This window comes from Streptococcus oralis subsp. dentisani, assembly GCF_007475365.1.
Taxonomy (GTDB): domain Bacteria; phylum Bacillota; class Bacilli; order Lactobacillales; family Streptococcaceae; genus Streptococcus; species Streptococcus mitis_AX.
The window spans coordinates 1,063,782-1,081,632 of the sequence record NZ_CP034442.1 but is presented as its reverse complement, the minus strand read 5'-3'; the positions used below and the strand labels follow the sequence as shown (position 1 = coordinate 1,081,632).

Annotated in this window: 15 protein-coding genes; 13 read left to right on the top strand and 2 right to left on the bottom strand. The window is 41.8% G+C overall.

From position 1 onward, the window contains the following. Positions 1 to 199 precede the first annotated feature (199 nt). The 13 genes from EJF26_RS05445 to dnaJ all read left to right on the top strand — a co-directional run bounded on the left by EJF26_RS05445 (position 200) and on the right by dnaJ (position 16,766). Positions 200 to 5,149, top strand: coding sequence for an endo-beta-N-acetylglucosaminidase (locus EJF26_RS05445; RefSeq protein ID WP_000653740.1), 4,950 nt, complete (start codon positions 200 to 202; stop codon positions 5,147 to 5,149). 248 nt (positions 5,150 to 5,397) lie between these two features. Further along, complete coding sequence (locus EJF26_RS05435; RefSeq protein ID WP_001096774.1) at positions 5,398 to 6,597, top strand: phosphoglycerate kinase; 1,200 nt, start codon at positions 5,398 to 5,400, stop codon at positions 6,595 to 6,597. Between the two features lie 137 nt (positions 6,598 to 6,734). After that, positions 6,735 to 7,262, top strand: a complete 528-nt coding sequence (locus tag EJF26_RS05430; RefSeq protein WP_000540310.1) for an FUSC family protein — start codon at positions 6,735 to 6,737, stop codon at positions 7,260 to 7,262. 76 nt (positions 7,263 to 7,338) lie between these two features. Continuing rightward, positions 7,339 to 7,695, top strand: a complete 357-nt coding sequence (glnR, locus tag EJF26_RS05425) for a transcriptional repressor GlnR (protein ID WP_000664331.1) — start codon at positions 7,339 to 7,341, stop codon at positions 7,693 to 7,695. 36 nt (positions 7,696 to 7,731) lie between these two features. Then, positions 7,732 to 9,078, top strand: coding sequence for a type I glutamate--ammonia ligase (gene glnA, locus EJF26_RS05420; RefSeq protein ID WP_001122890.1), 1,347 nt, complete (start codon positions 7,732 to 7,734; stop codon positions 9,076 to 9,078). Positions 9,079 to 9,192: 114 nt separating this feature from the next. Continuing rightward, positions 9,193 to 9,513: a PadR family transcriptional regulator gene (locus EJF26_RS05415; protein WP_000423980.1), complete on the top strand. Its 321-nt coding sequence runs from the start codon at positions 9,193 to 9,195 to the stop codon at positions 9,511 to 9,513. Then, complete coding sequence (locus tag EJF26_RS10315) at positions 9,510 to 10,088, top strand: DUF2812 domain-containing protein (RefSeq protein WP_000570586.1); 579 nt, start codon at positions 9,510 to 9,512, stop codon at positions 10,086 to 10,088. Before EJF26_RS05415 ends, EJF26_RS10315 begins: the two co-directional genes overlap by 4 nt. A gap of 34 nt (positions 10,089 to 10,122) precedes the next feature. Further along, the gene (locus EJF26_RS05405; protein WP_001083801.1) at positions 10,123 to 10,635 is read left to right on the top strand and encodes a DUF2812 domain-containing protein; all 513 of its coding nucleotides are present in this window, start codon (positions 10,123 to 10,125) and stop codon (positions 10,633 to 10,635) included. 160 nt (positions 10,636 to 10,795) lie between these two features. After that, complete coding sequence (gene hrcA / locus EJF26_RS05400) at positions 10,796 to 11,830, top strand: heat-inducible transcriptional repressor HrcA (protein ID WP_000255750.1); 1,035 nt, start codon at positions 10,796 to 10,798, stop codon at positions 11,828 to 11,830. Positions 11,831 to 11,868: 38 nt separating this feature from the next. Continuing rightward, the gene (grpE, locus tag EJF26_RS05395) at positions 11,869 to 12,384 is read left to right on the top strand and encodes a nucleotide exchange factor GrpE (protein ID WP_001288015.1); all 516 of its coding nucleotides are present in this window, start codon (positions 11,869 to 11,871) and stop codon (positions 12,382 to 12,384) included. A gap of 371 nt (positions 12,385 to 12,755) precedes the next feature. Next, positions 12,756 to 14,579, top strand: coding sequence for a molecular chaperone DnaK (gene dnaK, locus EJF26_RS05390; RefSeq protein WP_000034658.1), 1,824 nt, complete (start codon positions 12,756 to 12,758; stop codon positions 14,577 to 14,579). A gap of 266 nt (positions 14,580 to 14,845) precedes the next feature. Further along, on the top strand, positions 14,846 to 15,478 hold the full coding sequence (locus EJF26_RS05385) for a DJ-1/PfpI family protein (protein WP_000756351.1): 633 nt from the start codon (positions 14,846 to 14,848) through the stop codon (positions 15,476 to 15,478). A gap of 151 nt (positions 15,479 to 15,629) precedes the next feature. Then, positions 15,630 to 16,766 carry a molecular chaperone DnaJ gene (gene dnaJ, locus EJF26_RS05380; protein ID WP_001066320.1) on the top strand — a complete coding sequence of 379 codons (1,137 nt, stop codon included), beginning with the start codon at positions 15,630 to 15,632 and terminating at the stop codon, positions 16,764 to 16,766. A 79-nt stretch (positions 16,767 to 16,845) separates the two neighbouring features. On the opposite strand, the gene EJF26_RS05375 is transcribed toward dnaJ, so the two are convergent. Together EJF26_RS05375 and EJF26_RS05370 are read right to left on the bottom strand one after the other, a co-directional pair. After that, the gene (locus tag EJF26_RS05375; protein ID WP_000865429.1) at positions 16,846 to 17,505 is read right to left on the bottom strand and encodes a hypothetical protein; all 660 of its coding nucleotides are present in this window, start codon (positions 17,503 to 17,505) and stop codon (positions 16,846 to 16,848) included. A gap of 63 nt (positions 17,506 to 17,568) precedes the next feature. Continuing rightward, positions 17,569 to 17,847, bottom strand: coding sequence for a hypothetical protein (locus EJF26_RS05370; RefSeq protein ID WP_000777766.1), 279 nt, complete (start codon positions 17,845 to 17,847; stop codon positions 17,569 to 17,571). Positions 17,848 to 17,851: the final 4 nt, after the last annotated feature.

Below are 17,851 nucleotides of genomic sequence, written 5' to 3'. Positions count from 1 at the left end.
TTCTTCCTTAAATAGAGTTCTTACCTCAAGTATAAATGTCTGCAAGGATTATATCCAAATTAAACTGTTTCTTATCCTAGTTATAGTTTTTTTATCAAACGGATTGACAACGCTTTCATATTGGATAGAATGAAGATAATCCTGTTCTGATGTTTGATTGTGGGAACAGTTACTTTTTTTGTTCTATTAGGAGGATAAGATGAAAGATCTATTTTTTGAAAAACGTTGCCGTTACAGTATTCGCAAGCTATCAATCGGGGCTTGTTCCTTAATGATTGGATCAGCTCTATTCGCAAGCCCAGCTCTTGCCGAACAGGTCGCTGTCCCTGAAACAGCTAAACCAGACACCGCAGCTATCGAAAAACAATTATCGGAAACAGAGAATAAAGTAGCTGAGCAACCAATTTTAGAAAACACTCCAGCAATAACGGGTCTGGTTAATGAAAAAGAAGAAGCAAAGCCAACTCCGACAGATAAAACTGAAAAACCTGCTCAACCAACTGAAAAAGAAGAAGTCAAACCAGAGGAAGCTCCTCAAGTGGCTGAGAAGAAAGCCGACAAACCGACTCTAGCAGACATTCCTAAAAATGAAGAAAAGAGTCTCCGACCAAAGGAAATCAAATTTGATACTTGGGAGGATTTGTTGAAATGGGAACCGGGTGCGCGTGAGGATGATCCCATCAACCGTTCCTCAGTTGAACTTGCCAAGCGCCATAGAGGTCAGTTGGTTAACGAAAAAGCAAGCAGAAGAGCTAAAGTTCAAGCGCTAGCAAATACCAACTCAAAGGCCAAAGACCACGCTTCTGTCGGTGGAGAAGAATTCAAGGCCTACGCTTTTGATTACTGGCAATACTTGGATTCAATGGTCTTCTGGGAAGGCCTAGTTCCAACTCCAGATGTCATTGATGCTGGTCACCGCAACGGAGTTCCCGTTTATGGAACACTCTTTTTCAACTGGTCAAACAGCATTGCTGACCAAGAGAAATTTGCCGCTGCCTTGAAACAAGATGCAGATGGTACCTTCCCTATCGCACGAAAACTTGTCGATCTTGCTAAGTATTACGGATTTGATGGCTATTTCATCAACCAGGAAACAACGGGCGATTTGGTAGAACCTCTTGGTGAAAAAATGCGCCAATTCATGCTCTATACAAAAGAATACGCAGCTAAAGTCAATCACCCAATCAAGTATGCTTGGTACGATGCCATGACCTACAAATACGGTCGTTACCACGAAGATGGTCTAGGTGATTACAACTACCAGTTCATGCAAAAAGAAGGTGACAAGGTCCCTGCGGATCAATTCTTTGCCAACTTCAACTGGAACAAGGAAAAGAATGACCACTCTGTGGAGATGGCAAAATGGCTAGAGCGTAGTCAATATGATGTTTTTGCAGGCTTGGAATTGCAACAGGGTGGTTCTTATAAGACCAAAGTCAAATGGGATGCCCTCTTAGATGAAAAAGGTAAGTTGCGTTTGTCGTTAGGACTTTTTGCACCAGATACGATTACCAGTCTAGGGAAAACAGGAGAAGATTACCACAAGAACGAAGACATCTTCTTCACAGGTTACCAAGGAGATCCAACGGCTCAAAAACCAGCGGACAAAGAGTGGTATGGGATTGCTAATTTAGTTGCGGACCGGACACCAGCAGTAGGACGCACCTTCACTACCTCTTTTAATACAGGCCACGGTAGAAAGTGGTTTGTAGACGGTAAAGTTTCTAAGGATTCTGAGTGGAACTACCGTTCGGTTTCAGGTGTCTTGCCAACATGGCGCTGGTGGCAGACTTCGACAGGGGAAAAACTTCGTGCAGAATATGATTTTACAGATGCCTACAATGGCGGTAATTCTCTTAAATTCTCAGGTCATGTAGCTGGCAAGACGGACCAGGATGTGAATTTGTATTCTACTAAACTAGAAGTAACTGAGAAAACCAAACTTCGTGTTGCTCACAAGGGAGGAAAAGGCTCGAAAGTTTATATGGCCTTCTCTACGACTCCAGACTACAAATTTGAGGATGCAGCCGCATGGAAAGAACTGACTCTTTCTGATAACTGGACAAATGAAGAATTTGACCTCAGCTCACTAGCTGGGAAAACCATCTATGCAGTCAAACTCTTCTTCGAACATGAAGGAGCTGTAAAAGATTATCAGTTCAACTTAGGTCAATTAACAATTTCAGACAATCACCAATCACCACAAGCGCCGACGGGACTTTCTGTGGTGAAACAATCTCTCAAGAATGCCCAAGAAGCTGAAGCGGTGGTTCAATTTTCGGGTAACCAAGATGCAGATTTCTATGAAGTCTACGAAAAAGACGGGGACAACTGGCGTTTGTTGACAGGTTCATCTGCTTCAACCATCTACTTACCAAAAGTTAGCCGCTCTGCTAATGCGACTGGTAGGACTCAGGAATTGAAAGTTGTTGCAGTTGGTAAAAATGGACTCCGTTCTGAGGCTGCAACTGCGTCATTCAACTGGGGCATGACTGTTCAGGATACAACTCTCCCAAGACCTTTGGCTGAAAATATTGTTCCAGGGGCAACGGTAATTGGTAGCACTTTCCCAAACACTGAAGGTGGAGAAGGCATTGAAGGTATGTTGAACGGTACCATTACTAGCTTGTCAGATAAGTGGTCTTCAGCTCAGTTGAGCGGTAGTGTGGATATTCGCTTGACCAAGCCACGTCGTGTTGTTAGATGGGTCATGGATCATGCGGGAGCTGGTGGAGAATCCGTAAACGACGGTTTGATGAACACCAAAGACTTTGACCTTTATTATAAAGATGCGGATGGTGAATGGAAGTTAGCTAAGGAAGTCCGTGGCAATAAAGCGCACGTGACAGATATCACTCTTGACAAACCAATTACTGCTCAAGACTGGCGTCTAAAAGTTATCACATCTGATAACGGAACACCTTGGAAGGCCATTCGTATCTATAACTGGAAGATGTACGAAACCTTGGACACAGAAAGTCAAAATATTCCAATGGCTAAGGTAGCTGCTCGTTCACTTGGAAACCACCAAGTTCAACTAGGCTTCTCTGATGTTCCGGCAGGCGCAACCATCACCGTTTACGAAAAGGCTGATTCACAAACACCAATTGCAACTTTGAAATCTGAAAATGGTGGCGACTTGGCAACAGCGCCATTGGGCTTTGACAAGCAACCAACTCTCCTCTACTATCGTACCCAACTACCTGGCAAAGAAATCAGTAACACCTTGGCAGTAGCGATTCCGCAGGATGAGAGAAAAATTGCTGCGGTTAGCCTTGAAAAAGGGCCGAAGAAGACAGTTTACAAAGAGGGAGAAAAACTTGACCTTAGAGGCGGCACTCTCCGTGTTCAATACGAAGGGGGACAAGACGATGAACTGATCAACCTTACTCACTCAGGTGTGACTGTATCTGGATACGACGCTCATCAAAAAGGGGAACAAAAGCTCACAGTCAACTACCTTGGACTTCCAGTTACTGGTGACTTAAAGGTACAAGTGACAGGTCAAGATGAAGGAAAACCAAAAGAAGTAGCAGGTTTGTACATTACTCAGAAACCGAAAACGGATTATCTAGTAGGAGAGCAACTGGATCTTGCAGAAGGTCGCTTTGGAGTTCTCTATGATGATGAGACGGAAGAGACGCATACGTTCACAGATCAAGGTGTTGAAATTACGGGCTACGATGCTCAAAAGACTGGTCGTCAAACCTTGACCTTGCATTATAAAGGACACACTGTTGAGTTTGATGTCTTGGTTTCTCCAAAAGCAGCTGTCAACGATGAGTACCTCAAACAAGAAATCACTGCTGCCCAAGGCCGTCAGTCAACCCTTGCCTACACCTTCTCAAGTGAGGACAAACAAGCAACACTAGTAGAGAAGCTCACTGCAGCGAAAGCAGTAGCAGAAAGCCACAATGCTAGCCAAGAAGAAGTCAACCAGGCTTTGAATGAGTTGAAACAAGCAGGGACAGACTTGGATGGAAATCAACGTTATCAGACTGCTAGAGAGGAATTGGAAGGATTGCTCGAATCTGTCCGTGAAAAAGATCCTAAAGCTGAGTTGATTGAACAAGCAGAAACTTTGTTAGCTTCAGAGATGCCAACTCCACAAGCTTTTGCGGAAATGAAAGAAAAGCTGAATAAGAAACTAGCTCCTGCAGAAGAAAGCCATCATGTTGGTAGCATGGATCCAAATGAAGTAGCTCCAACGGTTGAGGCCCTCCCTGAACTAGTTATTGAAACTGAAACAACAGCCTTTGAACGTCAGGAGCGACCAAACGCCGAGCTTCTCAAAGGCCAACGCCGTGTTGTGCAAGCAGGAGTTGAAGGTCAAGTTCGCCACTTTGTAGAAGTAGATACCCAAGGCAAACGCACTCTTCGTTCGACTGAGGTAGTCAAGGAATCAATCCCAGAAATCACCGAAGTTGGTACAAAAGTTCTATCGAGCAACCAACCAGCTGAAGGTGTGAAAGATCTAGTTTTAGAAATTCCGAAACTAGAAATTGAAGAGGGGACAGTTTCCTTCGAACATCAGGAGCGACCAAACGCCGAGCTTCTCAAAGGCCAACGCCAGCTAGTTCAAGCAGGAGTTGAAGGTCAAGTTCGTCACTTTGTAGAAGTAGATACCCAAGGCAAACGCACTCTTCGTTCGACTGAGATAGTCAAGGAAGCAATCCCAGAAATCACCGAAGTTGGAACAAAAGTTCTATCAAGCAACCAACCAGCTGAAGGTGTGAAAGATTTAGTTCTAGAAACTCCGAAACTGGAAATTGAAGAGGGGACAGTTTCCTTCGAACGTCAGGAACGACCAAATGCAGCCCTTCTCAAAGGACAACGCCAGCTAGTTCAAGCAGGAGTTGAAGGCCAAGTTCGTCGCTTTGTAGAAGTTGATGCTCAGGGCAAACGCACCCTTCATTCTACTGAGGATCTCAAGGAAGCTCTTCCAGAAATTGTTGAAGTAGGAACGAAAGAGGATCAAGTCTCACAAACAAGGGATCAAGCTCTTTCAGCAACACCAGCAAAAGTTGAAGAAGTAAGTAAAGAGCTGCCAAATACGGGAGCGACAAGAGATGCTAGTCTAGTAGCGCTGGGACTCCTCGGAGTAATGAGTGGCTACGGCTTGCTTGCTAGAAAGAGGAGAGAAGACTAATCGGATTTACGAATCTTGAATTTTCTCATAAAAACTAAAAAACAAGGTTTGACTGAAGATTAGTCAGACCTTGTTTTAACTAGTTTTTCTTGCATTAATTAGTTATTTGGCAAGTTTTTTCTAGTTTTAATTTTAAAAAAAGTAGTTTCAGTTGCAAGAATGAACTAGAAAAGTTTAGGGTTTTGCTATCTCTTTTGTTGATTTTGTGATATAATTAACACGTATAAAAAAAGAAGGAGTCATATCTAATGGCAAAATTGACTGTTAAAGACGTTGACTTGAAAGGGAAAAAAGTTCTCGTTCGTGTTGACTTCAACGTACCTGTTAAAGATGGCGTGATTACCAATGACAACCGTATCACTGCAGCTCTTCCAACTATCAAGTACATCCTTGAACAAGGTGGACGTGCAATCCTCTTCTCTCACCTTGGCCGTGTAAAAGAAGAAGCAGATAAAGAAGGTAAATCACTTGCTCCTGTAGCTGCTGACTTGGCTACTAAATTGGGACAAGAAGTTAAATTTATCCCAGGTGTTACACGTGGTGCTGAATTGGAAGCCGCTGTTAACGCTCTTGAAGATGGACAAGTTCTCTTGGTTGAAAACACTCGTTTCGAAGATGTTGACGGCAAGAAAGAATCTAAAAATGATCCTGAACTTGGTAAATACTGGGCATCACTTGGAGATGATATCTTCGTAAACGATGCATTCGGTACAGCTCACCGTGCACACGCATCAAACGTTGGTATCTCAGCAAACGTTGAAAAAGCAGTTGCTGGATTCCTTCTTGAAAACGAAATTGCCTACATCCAAGAAGCTGTTGAATCCCCAGAACGTCCATTCGTGGCTATCCTTGGTGGTTCAAAAGTATCTGACAAGATCGGTGTTATCGAAAACTTGCTTGAAAAAGCTGATAAAGTTCTTATCGGTGGTGGGATGACTTACACATTCTACAAAGCTCAAGGGATCGAAATCGGTAACTCACTTGTAGAAGAAGACAAATTGGATGTCGCTAAAGCTCTTCTTGAAAAAGCAAACGGCAAATTGATCTTGCCAGTTGACTCAAAAGAAGCAAACGCATTTGCTGACTACACTGAAGTACGTGATACTGAAGGTGAAGCAGTAGACCCAGGCTTCCTTGGTTTGGATATCGGTCCAAAATCTATCGCTAAATTTGACGAAGCCTTGACTGGTGCCAAAACAGTTGTATGGAACGGACCTATGGGTGTATTTGAAAACCCTGACTTCCAAGCTGGTACAATCGGTGTGATGGACGCTATCGTGAAACAACCAGGCGTGAAATCAATCATCGGTGGTGGTGACTCAGCTGCTGCAGCTATCAACCTTGGTCGCGCAGACAAGTTCTCATGGATCTCTACTGGTGGTGGAGCATCAATGGAACTCCTTGAAGGTAAAGTATTGCCAGGATTGGCTGCACTTACAGAAAAATAAGCTTTCTTAAATGAAACGATGAAAAGAGGAACTTTGTTTCCTCTTTTTCTTGTAGCTTGAATTAAAAACGTTTCCGATTGATTTTGGCTCATAAAATCAACTAAATTATGATAAAATGGAAATAGAAAGTTGAGATTATGGGATATTTTAAAAAATATAAATTTGATAAGTCACAGTTTAAGCTTGGTCTACGAACCTTTAAAACCGGAATTGCTGTTTTTTTAGTTCTCTTGATTTTTGGATTTTTTGGTTGGAAGGGGCTTCAAATTGGGGCTTTGACAGCAGTTTTCAGTTTGCGAGAAAGCTTTGATAAGAGTGTTCATTTTGGAACATCACGCATTCTAGGAAACAGTATCGGTGGTTTCTACGCCCTTGTCTTTTTCCTCTTAAATAGCTTATTTCAAGAAGCCTTTTGGGTGACCTTGCTGATTGTGCCAATTTGCACTATGTTAACCATTATGACAAATGTCGCCATGAACAATAAGGCGGGAGTTATTGGTGGTGTAGCAGCTATGTTGATCATTACCCTATCAATACCGAGCGGGGAGACAATATTGTACGTGTTTGCTCGTGTATTTGAAACTTTTATGGGTGTTTTTGTGGCAATACTCGTAAATTATGATATTGATCGTTTCAGAAATCTTTTTGAGAAAAAAAGAAAATAATGTTATATTTTGTGACATTATCAATTGACGTATGTATTTTTTTAGACTATAATAGACAGAAAGAAGGAAATTGTGAATGAAGGAAAGAGAATTTCGCCGAAATATGGCTGTTTTTCCTATCGGCAGTGTGATGAAGTTGACCGATCTATCGGCGCGTCAGATTCGTTATTATGAAGATCAAGAGTTGATAAAGCCTGATCGAAACGAAGGGAACCGTCGCATGTATTCTTTGAATGACATGGATCGTTTGCTTGAAATCAAAGATTATATTTCTGAAGGTTTCAATATCGCTGCCATTAAGAAGAAATATGCTGAACGTGAGGCGAAATCCAAGAAAGCAGTGAGCCCAACGGAAGTGCGTCGTGCGCTTCATAATGAGCTCCTCCAACAGGGACGCTTTGCTTCAGCACAGTCGCCTTTTGGTCGCGGTTAGGCAACCGCAAGTAGTCAGATATTAAGGAGAAAAACCATGCCAATCACAGCTGCAGATATTCGTCGTGAAGTCAAGGAAAAAAATGTTACCTTTATTCGTCTCATGTTTTCAGATATCTTGGGGACGATGAAAAACGTCGAAATTCCTGCTACAGATGAACAGTTAGATAAAGTCTTGTCAAACAAGGCTATGTTTGATGGATCTTCTATTGAAGGTTTTGTACGTATCAATGAGTCAGATATGTACTTGTACCCAGACTTGGATACATGGACAGTCTTCCCTTGGGGAGATGAGAACGGAAGTGTTGCAGGTTTGATCTGTGATGTCTATACAACAGAAGGAGAACCATTTGCAGGTGACCCTCGTGGGAATCTGAAGCGTGCACTTCGTCATATGGAAGAAGTAGGATTCAAATCCTTCAACCTTGGTCCAGAACCAGAATTCTTCCTATTTAAGTTGGATGAAAATGGTGACCCGACACTTGAGGTAAATGACAAGGGTGGCTACTTTGACTTGGCCCCTACTGACCTTGCAGACAATACGCGTCGTGAAATCGTTAATGTCTTGACCAAAATGGGATTTGAAGTAGAAGCAAGTCACCACGAGGTTGCGGTTGGACAACATGAAATTGACTTCAAGTATGATGAAGTTCTCCGCGCTTGTGATAAGATTCAAATCTTTAAGCTTGTTGTAAAAACCATTGCTCGTAAACACGGTCTTTACGCAACCTTTATGGCAAAACCAAAATTTGGTATAGCTGGGTCAGGTATGCACTGTAATATGTCCTTGTTTGATGAGAATGGAAATAACGCCTTCTTTGATCCAAATGATTCAAAAGGTATGCAGTTGTCGGAAACGGCCTATCATTTCCTTGGTGGTTTGATCAAGCATGCCTACAACTATACTGCCATCATGAACCCAACAGTTAACTCATACAAACGTTTGGTTCCAGGATACGAAGCGCCTGTTTACATTGCTTGGGCTGGTCGCAACCGTTCGCCACTTGTGCGCGTACCAGCTTCACGTGGTATGGGAACTCGTCTTGAGTTGCGTTCGGTGGATCCAATGGCAAACCCATACATCGCTATGGCGGTTCTTTTGGAAGTTGGTTTGCATGGTATTGAAAACAAAATCGAAGCACCAGCTCCTATCGAAGAAAATATCTATATCATGACAGCTGAAGAGCGTAAGGAAGCTGGAATTACCGACCTTCCATCAACTCTTCACAACGCTTTGAAGGCTTTGACTGAAGACGAAGTGGTTAAGGCTGCCCTAGGTGACCACATCTACACTAGCTTCCTTGAAGCCAAACGTATCGAGTGGGCTAGCTATGCGACCTTCGTTTCACAATGGGAAGTCGATAATTATTTAGATCTTTACTAATATAGGAGAAAGATTGCCTGAGGGTGATCTTTTTTTCTTGCTTTTTATATCGAGGTGTGATATAGTTTATATAACGAGATGCGGTATATCGAACTGAATAGAAGGTGTGGTTAAATGGAATTAACAGATAAGATCAGGCGTGTTTACCTTCCCATGACTGAAACTGGTTTTTATATCTTGTTTTGTCTACAGAAGGAGAACCATGGATATGGTATTACACAAAAGGTCAAGGAGATGACAGATTCGCAAGTTTCGATTAGTCCAGGGACCATGTATGGGACCTTGTCAAAGATGGAAAAGGATGGCTTGATTTCCTTCGTCCGAGAAGAGGAGAAACGGAAAATCTATCAGATTACAGACTTGGGACGAAAAGTTTTGGAGATTGAACTGAAACGTATTGAACGGCTCTACAGAAACAGTCAAGAGGAATTATGATAGAAAAGAAAAATGTTTATCGAATTGTTACAATAGCGGATTATGAGAGGGAGGCAGTTTTTCTAGGGGAAATGCATGCTAAGGGCTGGAAGCTTAGGAAAGTAAGCTATTCTATCTTATTGGTTGCAGTTAAGTATACCTTTGAAAAGTGCCAACCGGAGCAGGTGGTTTATCAGTTGGACTTTTATCCTATGAAAGAGTCAGAGAGAGCCTCTTATTTGCAACTATTTAAAGATTGTGGCTGGGAGCATATTGCAGATTATAATGGTTTTTCCTACTTTAGAAAACTTTATTCTGGAGTTGAGTCGGATGCCGAGTTTGAAATTTATAATGACGCGGCTGGGAAGTTAGCCATGGTAAAGCGTATTTTAAGACTGCGGATGCTTCCTATTTTGCTTCTCTTTTCAGCTCTACTACCGGTTTTTTCAAAGTTTGTCAGTGAAGGTAGTTCTTTCAGTTGGGAAGTATTTTTGATTTTCATAATAGATTGGGTTTTATTGATAGTTTTTGCGATTCAGATTTCTTATATTTTTTGGAGATTGTTCCAAAAATGGCATGAATTGTCTGATAAATGAAATAATACGTGTGTTCTAGTTTGGAGGTAAGATAATGAATAGTGAAGTACAATTTCGGATTTTTACAATAGTTGATTTGGACAAGGAAGAAGAATATTTGCATGAGATGCACTTGAAAGGTTGGAGATATAGAACTAACCGTTTTGGTTTTTTCTATTTTGAACAATGTCAACCAGCTGATGTCATCTATCATATCTATGATTCTAGATTTCTTAAAAAGTATAAGCATGAACTGCAAGTTTTTAGGAATAGAGATTGGGAATTGATAGAAAGTGGTTCTTGTTTGATTCTTCGTAAATCATCTTCAGATATACTTCCAGAGGATCAAGTCTATATGAGTAAGGACCTCAAGTGGGAAGTGATGCGGTCTAGACTTCGTTCCTGTACAGCTGCTTTCTCGGGCGGTCTTGTTGTTTGCATGAGTTTGTATCGAGAAAACTTGTCTCAGTCTTTCTTTATTATTTTCGTTTTATACGCTTGCTTGATTTCTTATCTAATCTATGGTTTTTTTAGACTTAAAAGGAAATACCAAGTAGATGAGAAGTAAGATTCTAGGTCTGTAGACTGATTTTTAGCACTCTTGGCAAAAGAGTGCTAATTTTTTGAGTTTTTGTCTTGACATTCTCTCTCAAGGGTGTATAATAGAATCATGAGTTAGCACTTGGGTACATAGAGTGCTAATCGATTGGACAGAGAGGAGTGATGAGATGGTTACAGAGCGTCAGCAGGATATTTTAAATCTGATTATTGACATCTTTACCAAAACGCACGAACCTGTCGGATCCAAGGCGCTACAAGAGTCTATCAATTCTAGTAGTGCTACCATTCGTAATGATATGGCGGCTCTAGAAAAGCAAGGTTTGCTTGAGAAGGCTCATACTTCCAGCGGTCGGATGCCAAGTGTTGCTGGTTTTCAGTACTATGTGAAACACTCACTGGATTTTGACCGACTGGCTGAAAATGAGGTCTATGAGATTGTCAAAGCCTTTGATCAGGAGTTCTTCAAACTGGAGGATATTCTGCAAGAAGCTGCTAATCTTCTGACAGACCTGAGTGACTGTACGGTAGTAGCACTGGATGTTGAGCCCAGTAGGCAACGTTTGACAGCCTTTGATATCGTTGTTTTGGGGCAACATACAGCCTTGGCAGTATTTACCCTAGACGAGTCGCGAACGGTTACCAGTCAGTTTCTGATTCCAAGGAACTTCTTGCAGGAGGATTTGCTGAAGCTTAAGGCAATCATTCAGGAACGTTTCCTAGGTCACACCGTTCTAGATATTCACTACAAGATTCGGACGGAGATTCCGCAGATTATCCAGCGTTACTTTACAACAACGGACAATGTTATGGATCTTTTTGAACACATTTTTAAAGAAATGTTCAACGAAAACATTGTAGTGTCGGGCAAGGTCAATCTTTTGAATTTTGCCAATCTGGCAGCTTATCAGTTTTTTGACCAACCACAGAAAGTGGCTCTGGAAATTCGTGAGGGTCTGCATGAAGATCAAATGCAAAATGTCCGTGTTGCGGACAGTCAAGAGTCTTGTCTAGCAGATCTAGCAGTGATTAGCAGTAAATTCCTCATTCCTTATCGAGGTTTTGGAATTCTTGCCATTATCGGTCCGGTTAATCTGGATTACCAGCAATTGGTTAATCAACTCAATGTTGTCAATCGAGTACTAACTATGAAACTCACAGATTTCTATCGCTATTTGAGTAGTAATCATTATGAGGTGAGTTGAACATGAAATTACATAAATTCCTAAAAAGGAGGCGAAAAATGTCTGAGGAAATAAAAAACGAAGAAGTAAAAGAAGAGGAAGTTGTTGAAACAACTGAAGAAACAACTCCTGAAAAGTCGGAATTAGACTTGGCAAATGAACGTGCGGACGAGTTTGAAAATAAATATCTTCGTGCTCATGCAGAAATGCAAAATATCCAGCGCCGAGCTAATGAAGAACGCCAACTCTTGCAACGCTATCGTAGTCAAGATTTGGCAAAAGCAATCTTACCATCGCTCGACAACCTAGAACGTGCACTTGCAGTTGAAGGATTGACAGACGATGTCAAAAAAGGATTGGAGATGGTGCAAGAGAGCTTGATTCACGCTTTGAAAGAAGAAGGAATCGAAGAAATCGCAGCTGATGGTGAATTTGACCATAACTATCACATGGCCATCCAAACTCTCCCAGCAGACGATGAACACCCAGCAGACACCATCGCTCAAGTCTTCCAAAAAGGCTACAAACTCCACGACCGCATCCTACGCCCAGCAATGGTGGTAGTCTATAACTAGGCAATTCTGACGGTTGCTGAAGCAACTCGTCAGAAAACGGCAATCGCTATGGCGTTTGCCTAGCCTCCTTACTACCTCGTCGTCGAAATAAAATCGATTTCGACTTCTCGTGTCGCAACATAAATACATTGAAATCTTGTCCGAAACGACAATAAACTATGAAGAAAGATAAGAAAGTAGTTCAGCTTTGCAATAGTGAGCGAAGCGAACAAAAGACGATACTCTTCGCCGTGGCGCTATTTGCGCAAACTTTGAGACCTTAGGCTTAAAGTTTAGTCAAAGAGATTGACGAACTCAAGCTCTGACGGCGCCGGCACCTAAGAAGAGTATCAAAAAGAAAAACAGAATATAAAATTTAAGGAGAAAAACACATGTCTAAAATTATCGGTATTGACTTAGGTACAACAAACTCAGCAGTTGCAGTTCTTGAAGGAACTGAAAGCAAGATCATCGCAAACCCAGAAGGTAACCGTACAACTCCATCTGTAGTATCATTCAAAAACGGTGAAATCATCGTTGGTGACGCTGCGAAACGTCAAGCAGTTACAAACCCAGATACAGTTATCTCTATCAAGTCTAAGATGGGAACTTCTGAAAAAGTTTCTGCTAACGGAAAAGAATACACTCCACAAGAAATCTCAGCTATGATTCTTCAATACTTGAAAGGTTACGCTGAAGATTACCTTGGTGAAAAAGTAACTAAAGCAGTTATCACAGTTCCAGCTTACTTTAACGATGCTCAACGTCAAGCAACAAAAGACGCTGGTAAAATCGCTGGTCTTGAAGTAGAACGTATCGTCAACGAACCAACTGCTGCAGCACTTGCTTACGGTTTGGACAAGACTGACAAAGAAGAAAAAATCTTGGTATTCGACCTTGGTGGTGGTACATTCGACGTATCTATCCTTGAATTGGGTGACGGTGTCTTTGATGTATTGTCAACTGCAGGGGACAACAAACTTGGTGGTGATGACTTTGACCAAAAAATCATCGACCACTTGGTAGCAGAATTTAAGAAAGAAAACGGTATTGACTTGTCTAATGACAAAATGGCAATGCAACGTTTGAAAGATGCAGCTGAAAAAGCGAAGAAAGATCTTTCTGGTGTAACTTCAACTCAAATCAGCTTGCCATTTATCACTGCGGGTGAAGCTGGACCTCTTCACTTGGAAATGACTTTGACTCGTGCGAAATTTGACGATTTGACTCGTGACCTTGTTGAACGTACAAAAGTTCCAGTTCGTCAAGCTCTTTCAGATGCAGGTTTGAGCTTGTCAGAAATCGACGAAGTCATCCTTGTTGGTGGTTCAACTCGTATCCCTGCTGTTGTAGAAGCTGTTAAGGCTGAAACTGGTAAAGAACCAAACAAATCAGTGAACCCTGACGAAGTGGTTGCTATGGGTGCTGCTATCCAAGGTGGTGTCATCACTGGTGACGTTAAGGACGTTGTCCTTCTTGACGTAACACCATTGTCACTTGGTATTGAAACAATGGGTGGAGTATTTACAAAACTCATCGACCGTAACACAACTATTCCAACATCTAAATCACAAGTCTTCTCAACAGCAGCAGACAACCAACCAGCCGTTGATATTCATGTTCTTCAAGGTGAACGCCCAATGGCAGCAGACAACAAGACTCTTGGACGTTTCCAATTGACTGACATTCCAGCTGCACCTCGTGGAATTCCTCAAATCGAAGTAACATTTGACATTGACAAGAACGGTATCGTGTCTGTTAAGGCAAAAGACCTTGGAACTCAAAAAGAACAAACGATTGTCATCCAATCTAACTCAGGTTTGACTGATGAAGAAATCGACCGCATGATGAAAGATGCCGAAGCAAACGCTGAAGCAGATAAGAAACGTAAAGAAGAAGTTGACCTTCGTAACGAAGTAGACCAAGCTATCTTTGCGACTGAAAAGACAATCAAAGAAACTGAAGGCAAAGGCTTCGATGCAGAACGTGATGCTGCACAAGCTGCCCTTGATGAGCTTAAGAAAGCCCAAGAAGACAACAACTTGGACGAAATGAAAGCAAAACTTGAAGCATTGAACGAAAAAGCTCAAGGACTTGCTGTTAAACTCTACGAACAAGCCGCAGCAGCTCAACAAGCTCAAGCAGGAGCAGAAGGGGCGCAAGCAACAGGAAACGCAGGCGATGACGTCGTAGACGGAGAGTTTACGGAAAAATAAGATGCAAAGCCCGTTAAAACCTTACAGTGAAAATAGGAAATCTGACGCAGAAACTTTAGTTTCTAGAAAGATTTGCACCTAAAGGTAGCCATATCTGTAATTCGCTAAAGCGAAAACAGCTACGTCTCTTTTTCACCAAGAGGTTAGGGCGTGCTCAATTCAGCATTACTAGTTTGATTTTTAAAACTTGAACGTCGTAATGATAAGAAGAAATCCAGAGGTTGCAACCCAGCCTCTGTTTTTCGGTAAAATAGAGGGTGTTGCTTATGAAAAAAGTACTTTGTATCCTTTATCCCAATTTTTCTCTTTATGAGATAGCCTCTTTAACAAGTACTTTAGCTCTGTCTTTTGACATCACGATTGATTATGTAGCTTCAGATCATTCGATGGTGGTCTCTGAAGATGGCTTGCCTTGTTTACCTACAAAAACATTGGATCAAGTACGTATAGAAGAGTATTCTTGTGTGATTTTGCCAGGAATGGTAAATATAGGGCCTGCTCTACAGGATGAAAAATTAGCCTCATTTTTGAGAGAACTCGGTGAGCAGGATATCTTAATTACAGCAATTTCTTCTGCGCCCATTTTGTTAGCGAAAGCTGGCTTGTTGAATGACACGAAATTTACTGGTGGGATTTGGCAAAACTTCTTTGATTATTTTGAATTTCTTCCTCGGGAGAATTTCAAAGCAAAAGCTGTCCTGCAAGATAAAAATATCATTACTGCTATTGGCTTTGCACATCAAGAGTTTGCAAGAAAAGTGATTCTTGGTCTAGGTTTGGCAGAAAATACTGACAACTATTTTAAAGAACAGAACGAATATTCAGAAGAGGACTTGATTTTTACTCTATCGGACAAAGAGTTTGATGAAGTGAAGCAGAGTATAGAAAATACCCTCTAATGATTTACTTATAAATTATAGAAAGGAATAAGGGTGTTCGTAATTGAACTCGAGCGGAAAGCTTGGAAATTAGATAAACCTCCTAAGAAATCAGGATTTCTTGTCGGTTTCCTAAATTTCAGTCGCTTTCTGTTCGCTCTTAGTATCTTGTATGAACAATACTGAATTTTATGATCGTCTGGGGGTGTCAAAAAACGCTTCGGCAGACGAGATCAAAAAGGCTTATCGTAAGCTTTCCAAAAAATATCACCCAGATATCAACAAGGAGCCTGGTGCTGAGGAAAAATACAAGGAAGTTCAAGAAGCCTATGAGACTTTGAGTGACGACCAAAAACGTGCAGCCTACGACCAATATGGTGCTGCAGGTGCCAACAGTGGCTTTGGTGGTGCTGGCGGTTTTGGTGGCTTTGACGGAGCAAGTGGCTTCGGTGGTTTTGAAGATATCTTCTCAAGTTTCTTTGGCGGAGGCGGAGCTTCGCGCAATCCAAACGCTCCTCGTCAAGGAGACGACCTCCAGTATCGTGTGAATTTGACTTTTGAAGAAGCTATCTTTGGAACGGAAAAAGAAGTTAAATACAATCGTGAAGCCAGCTGTCGTACATGTAATGGTTCTGGTGCTAAGCCAGGGACAAGTCCAGTCACTTGTGGACGCTGTCATGGCGCTGGTGTCATTAACGTTGATACGCAGACTCCGCTTGGTATGATGCGCCGCCAAGTAACCTGTGATGTCTGTCATGGTCGCGGAAAAGAAATCAAAGATCCATGTACAACTTGTCACGGGACAGGTCATGAAAAACAAGCTCATAGCGTACATGTGAAGATTCCTGCTGGTGTGGAAACAGGCCAACAAATCCGCCTCGCTGGTCAAGGTGAAGCAGGCTTTAACGGTGGACCTTACGGAGACTTGTATGTAGTGGTTTCAGTAGAAGCCAGCGATAAGTTTGAACGTGAAGGAACAACTATTTTCTACAAGTTGAATCTCAATATTGTCCAAGCAGCTCTTGGGGATACTGTGGAAATTCCAACTGTACATGGTGATGTTGAATTGGTCATCCCAGAAGGAACTCAGACTGGCAAGAAATTCCGTCTACGTGGCAAGGGAGCGCCAAGCCTTCGTGGTGGTGCCGTTGGTGACCAATATGTAACTGTCAATGTCGTGACTCCGACAGGTTTGAACGATCGTCAGAAAGCAGCGCTTAAAGAGTTCGCAGCTGCAGGTGACTTGAAAGTCAATCCAAAGAAAAAAGGCTTCTTTGACCATATAAAAGATGCCTTTGAAGGAGAATAAAGTAAAAAGAGCCGATGGGCTCTTTTTGTGTAATCTTTGGAAATTTAACATCAGAGAAAATCATTCTCCAGCTGGTTTACTATTTATACTTTTGAGTGAGCAAGCCAGCCGCATCCATCTCCTGAATGAGTTGCTTGATTTCCGCTTCTTTGCCAGGCTTAACTGTGATAGTATCAATGTGTTTGATTGCCGAATTATCCTGAATCTCCACCAAAGTCAAAGCTTTTTCATAGAATGAAATTCCCTTTTTAAAACTTTCCTGATCATCCCAAAAGAGAAGTGAGTAATTAGGGTTAAATGTCTTTCCTTTTTCTTGGAAATACTTTTCACTTTCCTTCTCTAAAAATTGGAATAAGCCATGGTTGAACAAGTTATCCCCTACTTTATAGTAGGAAATCTCTCCTGCCTGTAGGACATAGACTTCGAGTCGGTTTTTGGTGAGTTTTGGACTTTCTTTTAGGACGGGGTGGCTATTGATGACCTCATCTGAGAAAGTAACATAAAAATGTAAGCCTCCACCCTCGAATTGATACCTTCCATTTGATTCTACTTTCTCAGGAGGCATGTCAAGAGAGATAAAGATTTGTTTTAAGTCGTCATTCCCTTTTTGGATGTCACTCGGTGAGGCCTTGAAAAGATTCATCAGTAGTAGAAATGCCAAGACTGCAAGCAGGCAGAGGCAACCACAAGGGATCGCGACGACCTTCGCTAGAACTTTTAAAAACTGTTTCACTTTCATTCCCTCACTTTTCTGTTCAAACCTAGTATCCAAAAAAGAGTTTAAGGAAAGTTGGAGACTCTCTTATCCTTGTTTTTCTTCTTGGAGGACTGCCATTCTGGTTTGGAAATCCTTTTCCAAGACTTTGAACTTGTAGGTCAAGTCTTTTTGGTATTCCTTGATAAGGGCTTTTTGTTGGTCGATGATTTGCAGGCTGTTTTGAATGATATCCAAATCCTCCTTCATAGCCTCGACACGGTCGCTAGTGTCTATAAACTCCTCCGTGATGGCTTGGCGATTTTTTACGACAAAATAACTTCCAGCTGCAGCTCCTACGAATAGCAGTAGATTTGATAGTTTCATGGCA

Excerpts from the sequence above, each read along its gene's own strand:
- EJF26_RS05445 (WP_000653740.1), top strand. The coding sequence starts at position 200 with ATGAAAGATCTATTTTTTGAAAAACGTTGCCGTTACAGTATTCGCAAG.
- EJF26_RS05435 (WP_001096774.1), top strand. The coding sequence starts at position 5,398 with ATGGCAAAATTGACTGTTAAAGACGTTGACTTGAAAGGGAAAAAAGTT.
- EJF26_RS05430 (WP_000540310.1), top strand. The coding sequence starts at position 6,735 with ATGGGATATTTTAAAAAATATAAATTTGATAAGTCACAGTTTAAGCTT.
- glnR (WP_000664331.1), top strand. The coding sequence starts at position 7,339 with ATGAAGGAAAGAGAATTTCGCCGAAATATGGCTGTTTTTCCTATCGGC.
- glnA (WP_001122890.1), top strand. The coding sequence starts at position 7,732 with ATGCCAATCACAGCTGCAGATATTCGTCGTGAAGTCAAGGAAAAAAAT.
- EJF26_RS05415 (WP_000423980.1), top strand. The coding sequence starts at position 9,193 with ATGGAATTAACAGATAAGATCAGGCGTGTTTACCTTCCCATGACTGAA.
- EJF26_RS10315 (WP_000570586.1), top strand. The coding sequence starts at position 9,510 with ATGATAGAAAAGAAAAATGTTTATCGAATTGTTACAATAGCGGATTAT.
- EJF26_RS05405 (WP_001083801.1), top strand. The coding sequence starts at position 10,123 with ATGAATAGTGAAGTACAATTTCGGATTTTTACAATAGTTGATTTGGAC.
- hrcA (WP_000255750.1), top strand. The coding sequence starts at position 10,796 with ATGGTTACAGAGCGTCAGCAGGATATTTTAAATCTGATTATTGACATC.
- grpE (WP_001288015.1), top strand. The coding sequence starts at position 11,869 with ATGTCTGAGGAAATAAAAAACGAAGAAGTAAAAGAAGAGGAAGTTGTT.
- dnaK (WP_000034658.1), top strand. The coding sequence starts at position 12,756 with ATGTCTAAAATTATCGGTATTGACTTAGGTACAACAAACTCAGCAGTT.
- EJF26_RS05385 (WP_000756351.1), top strand. The coding sequence starts at position 14,846 with ATGAAAAAAGTACTTTGTATCCTTTATCCCAATTTTTCTCTTTATGAG.
- dnaJ (WP_001066320.1), top strand. The coding sequence starts at position 15,630 with ATGAACAATACTGAATTTTATGATCGTCTGGGGGTGTCAAAAAACGCT.
- EJF26_RS05375 (WP_000865429.1), bottom strand. The coding sequence starts at position 17,505 with ATGAAAGTGAAACAGTTTTTAAAAGTTCTAGCGAAGGTCGTCGCGATC.
- EJF26_RS05370 (WP_000777766.1), bottom strand. The coding sequence starts at position 17,847 with ATGAAACTATCAAATCTACTGCTATTCGTAGGAGCTGCAGCTGGAAGT.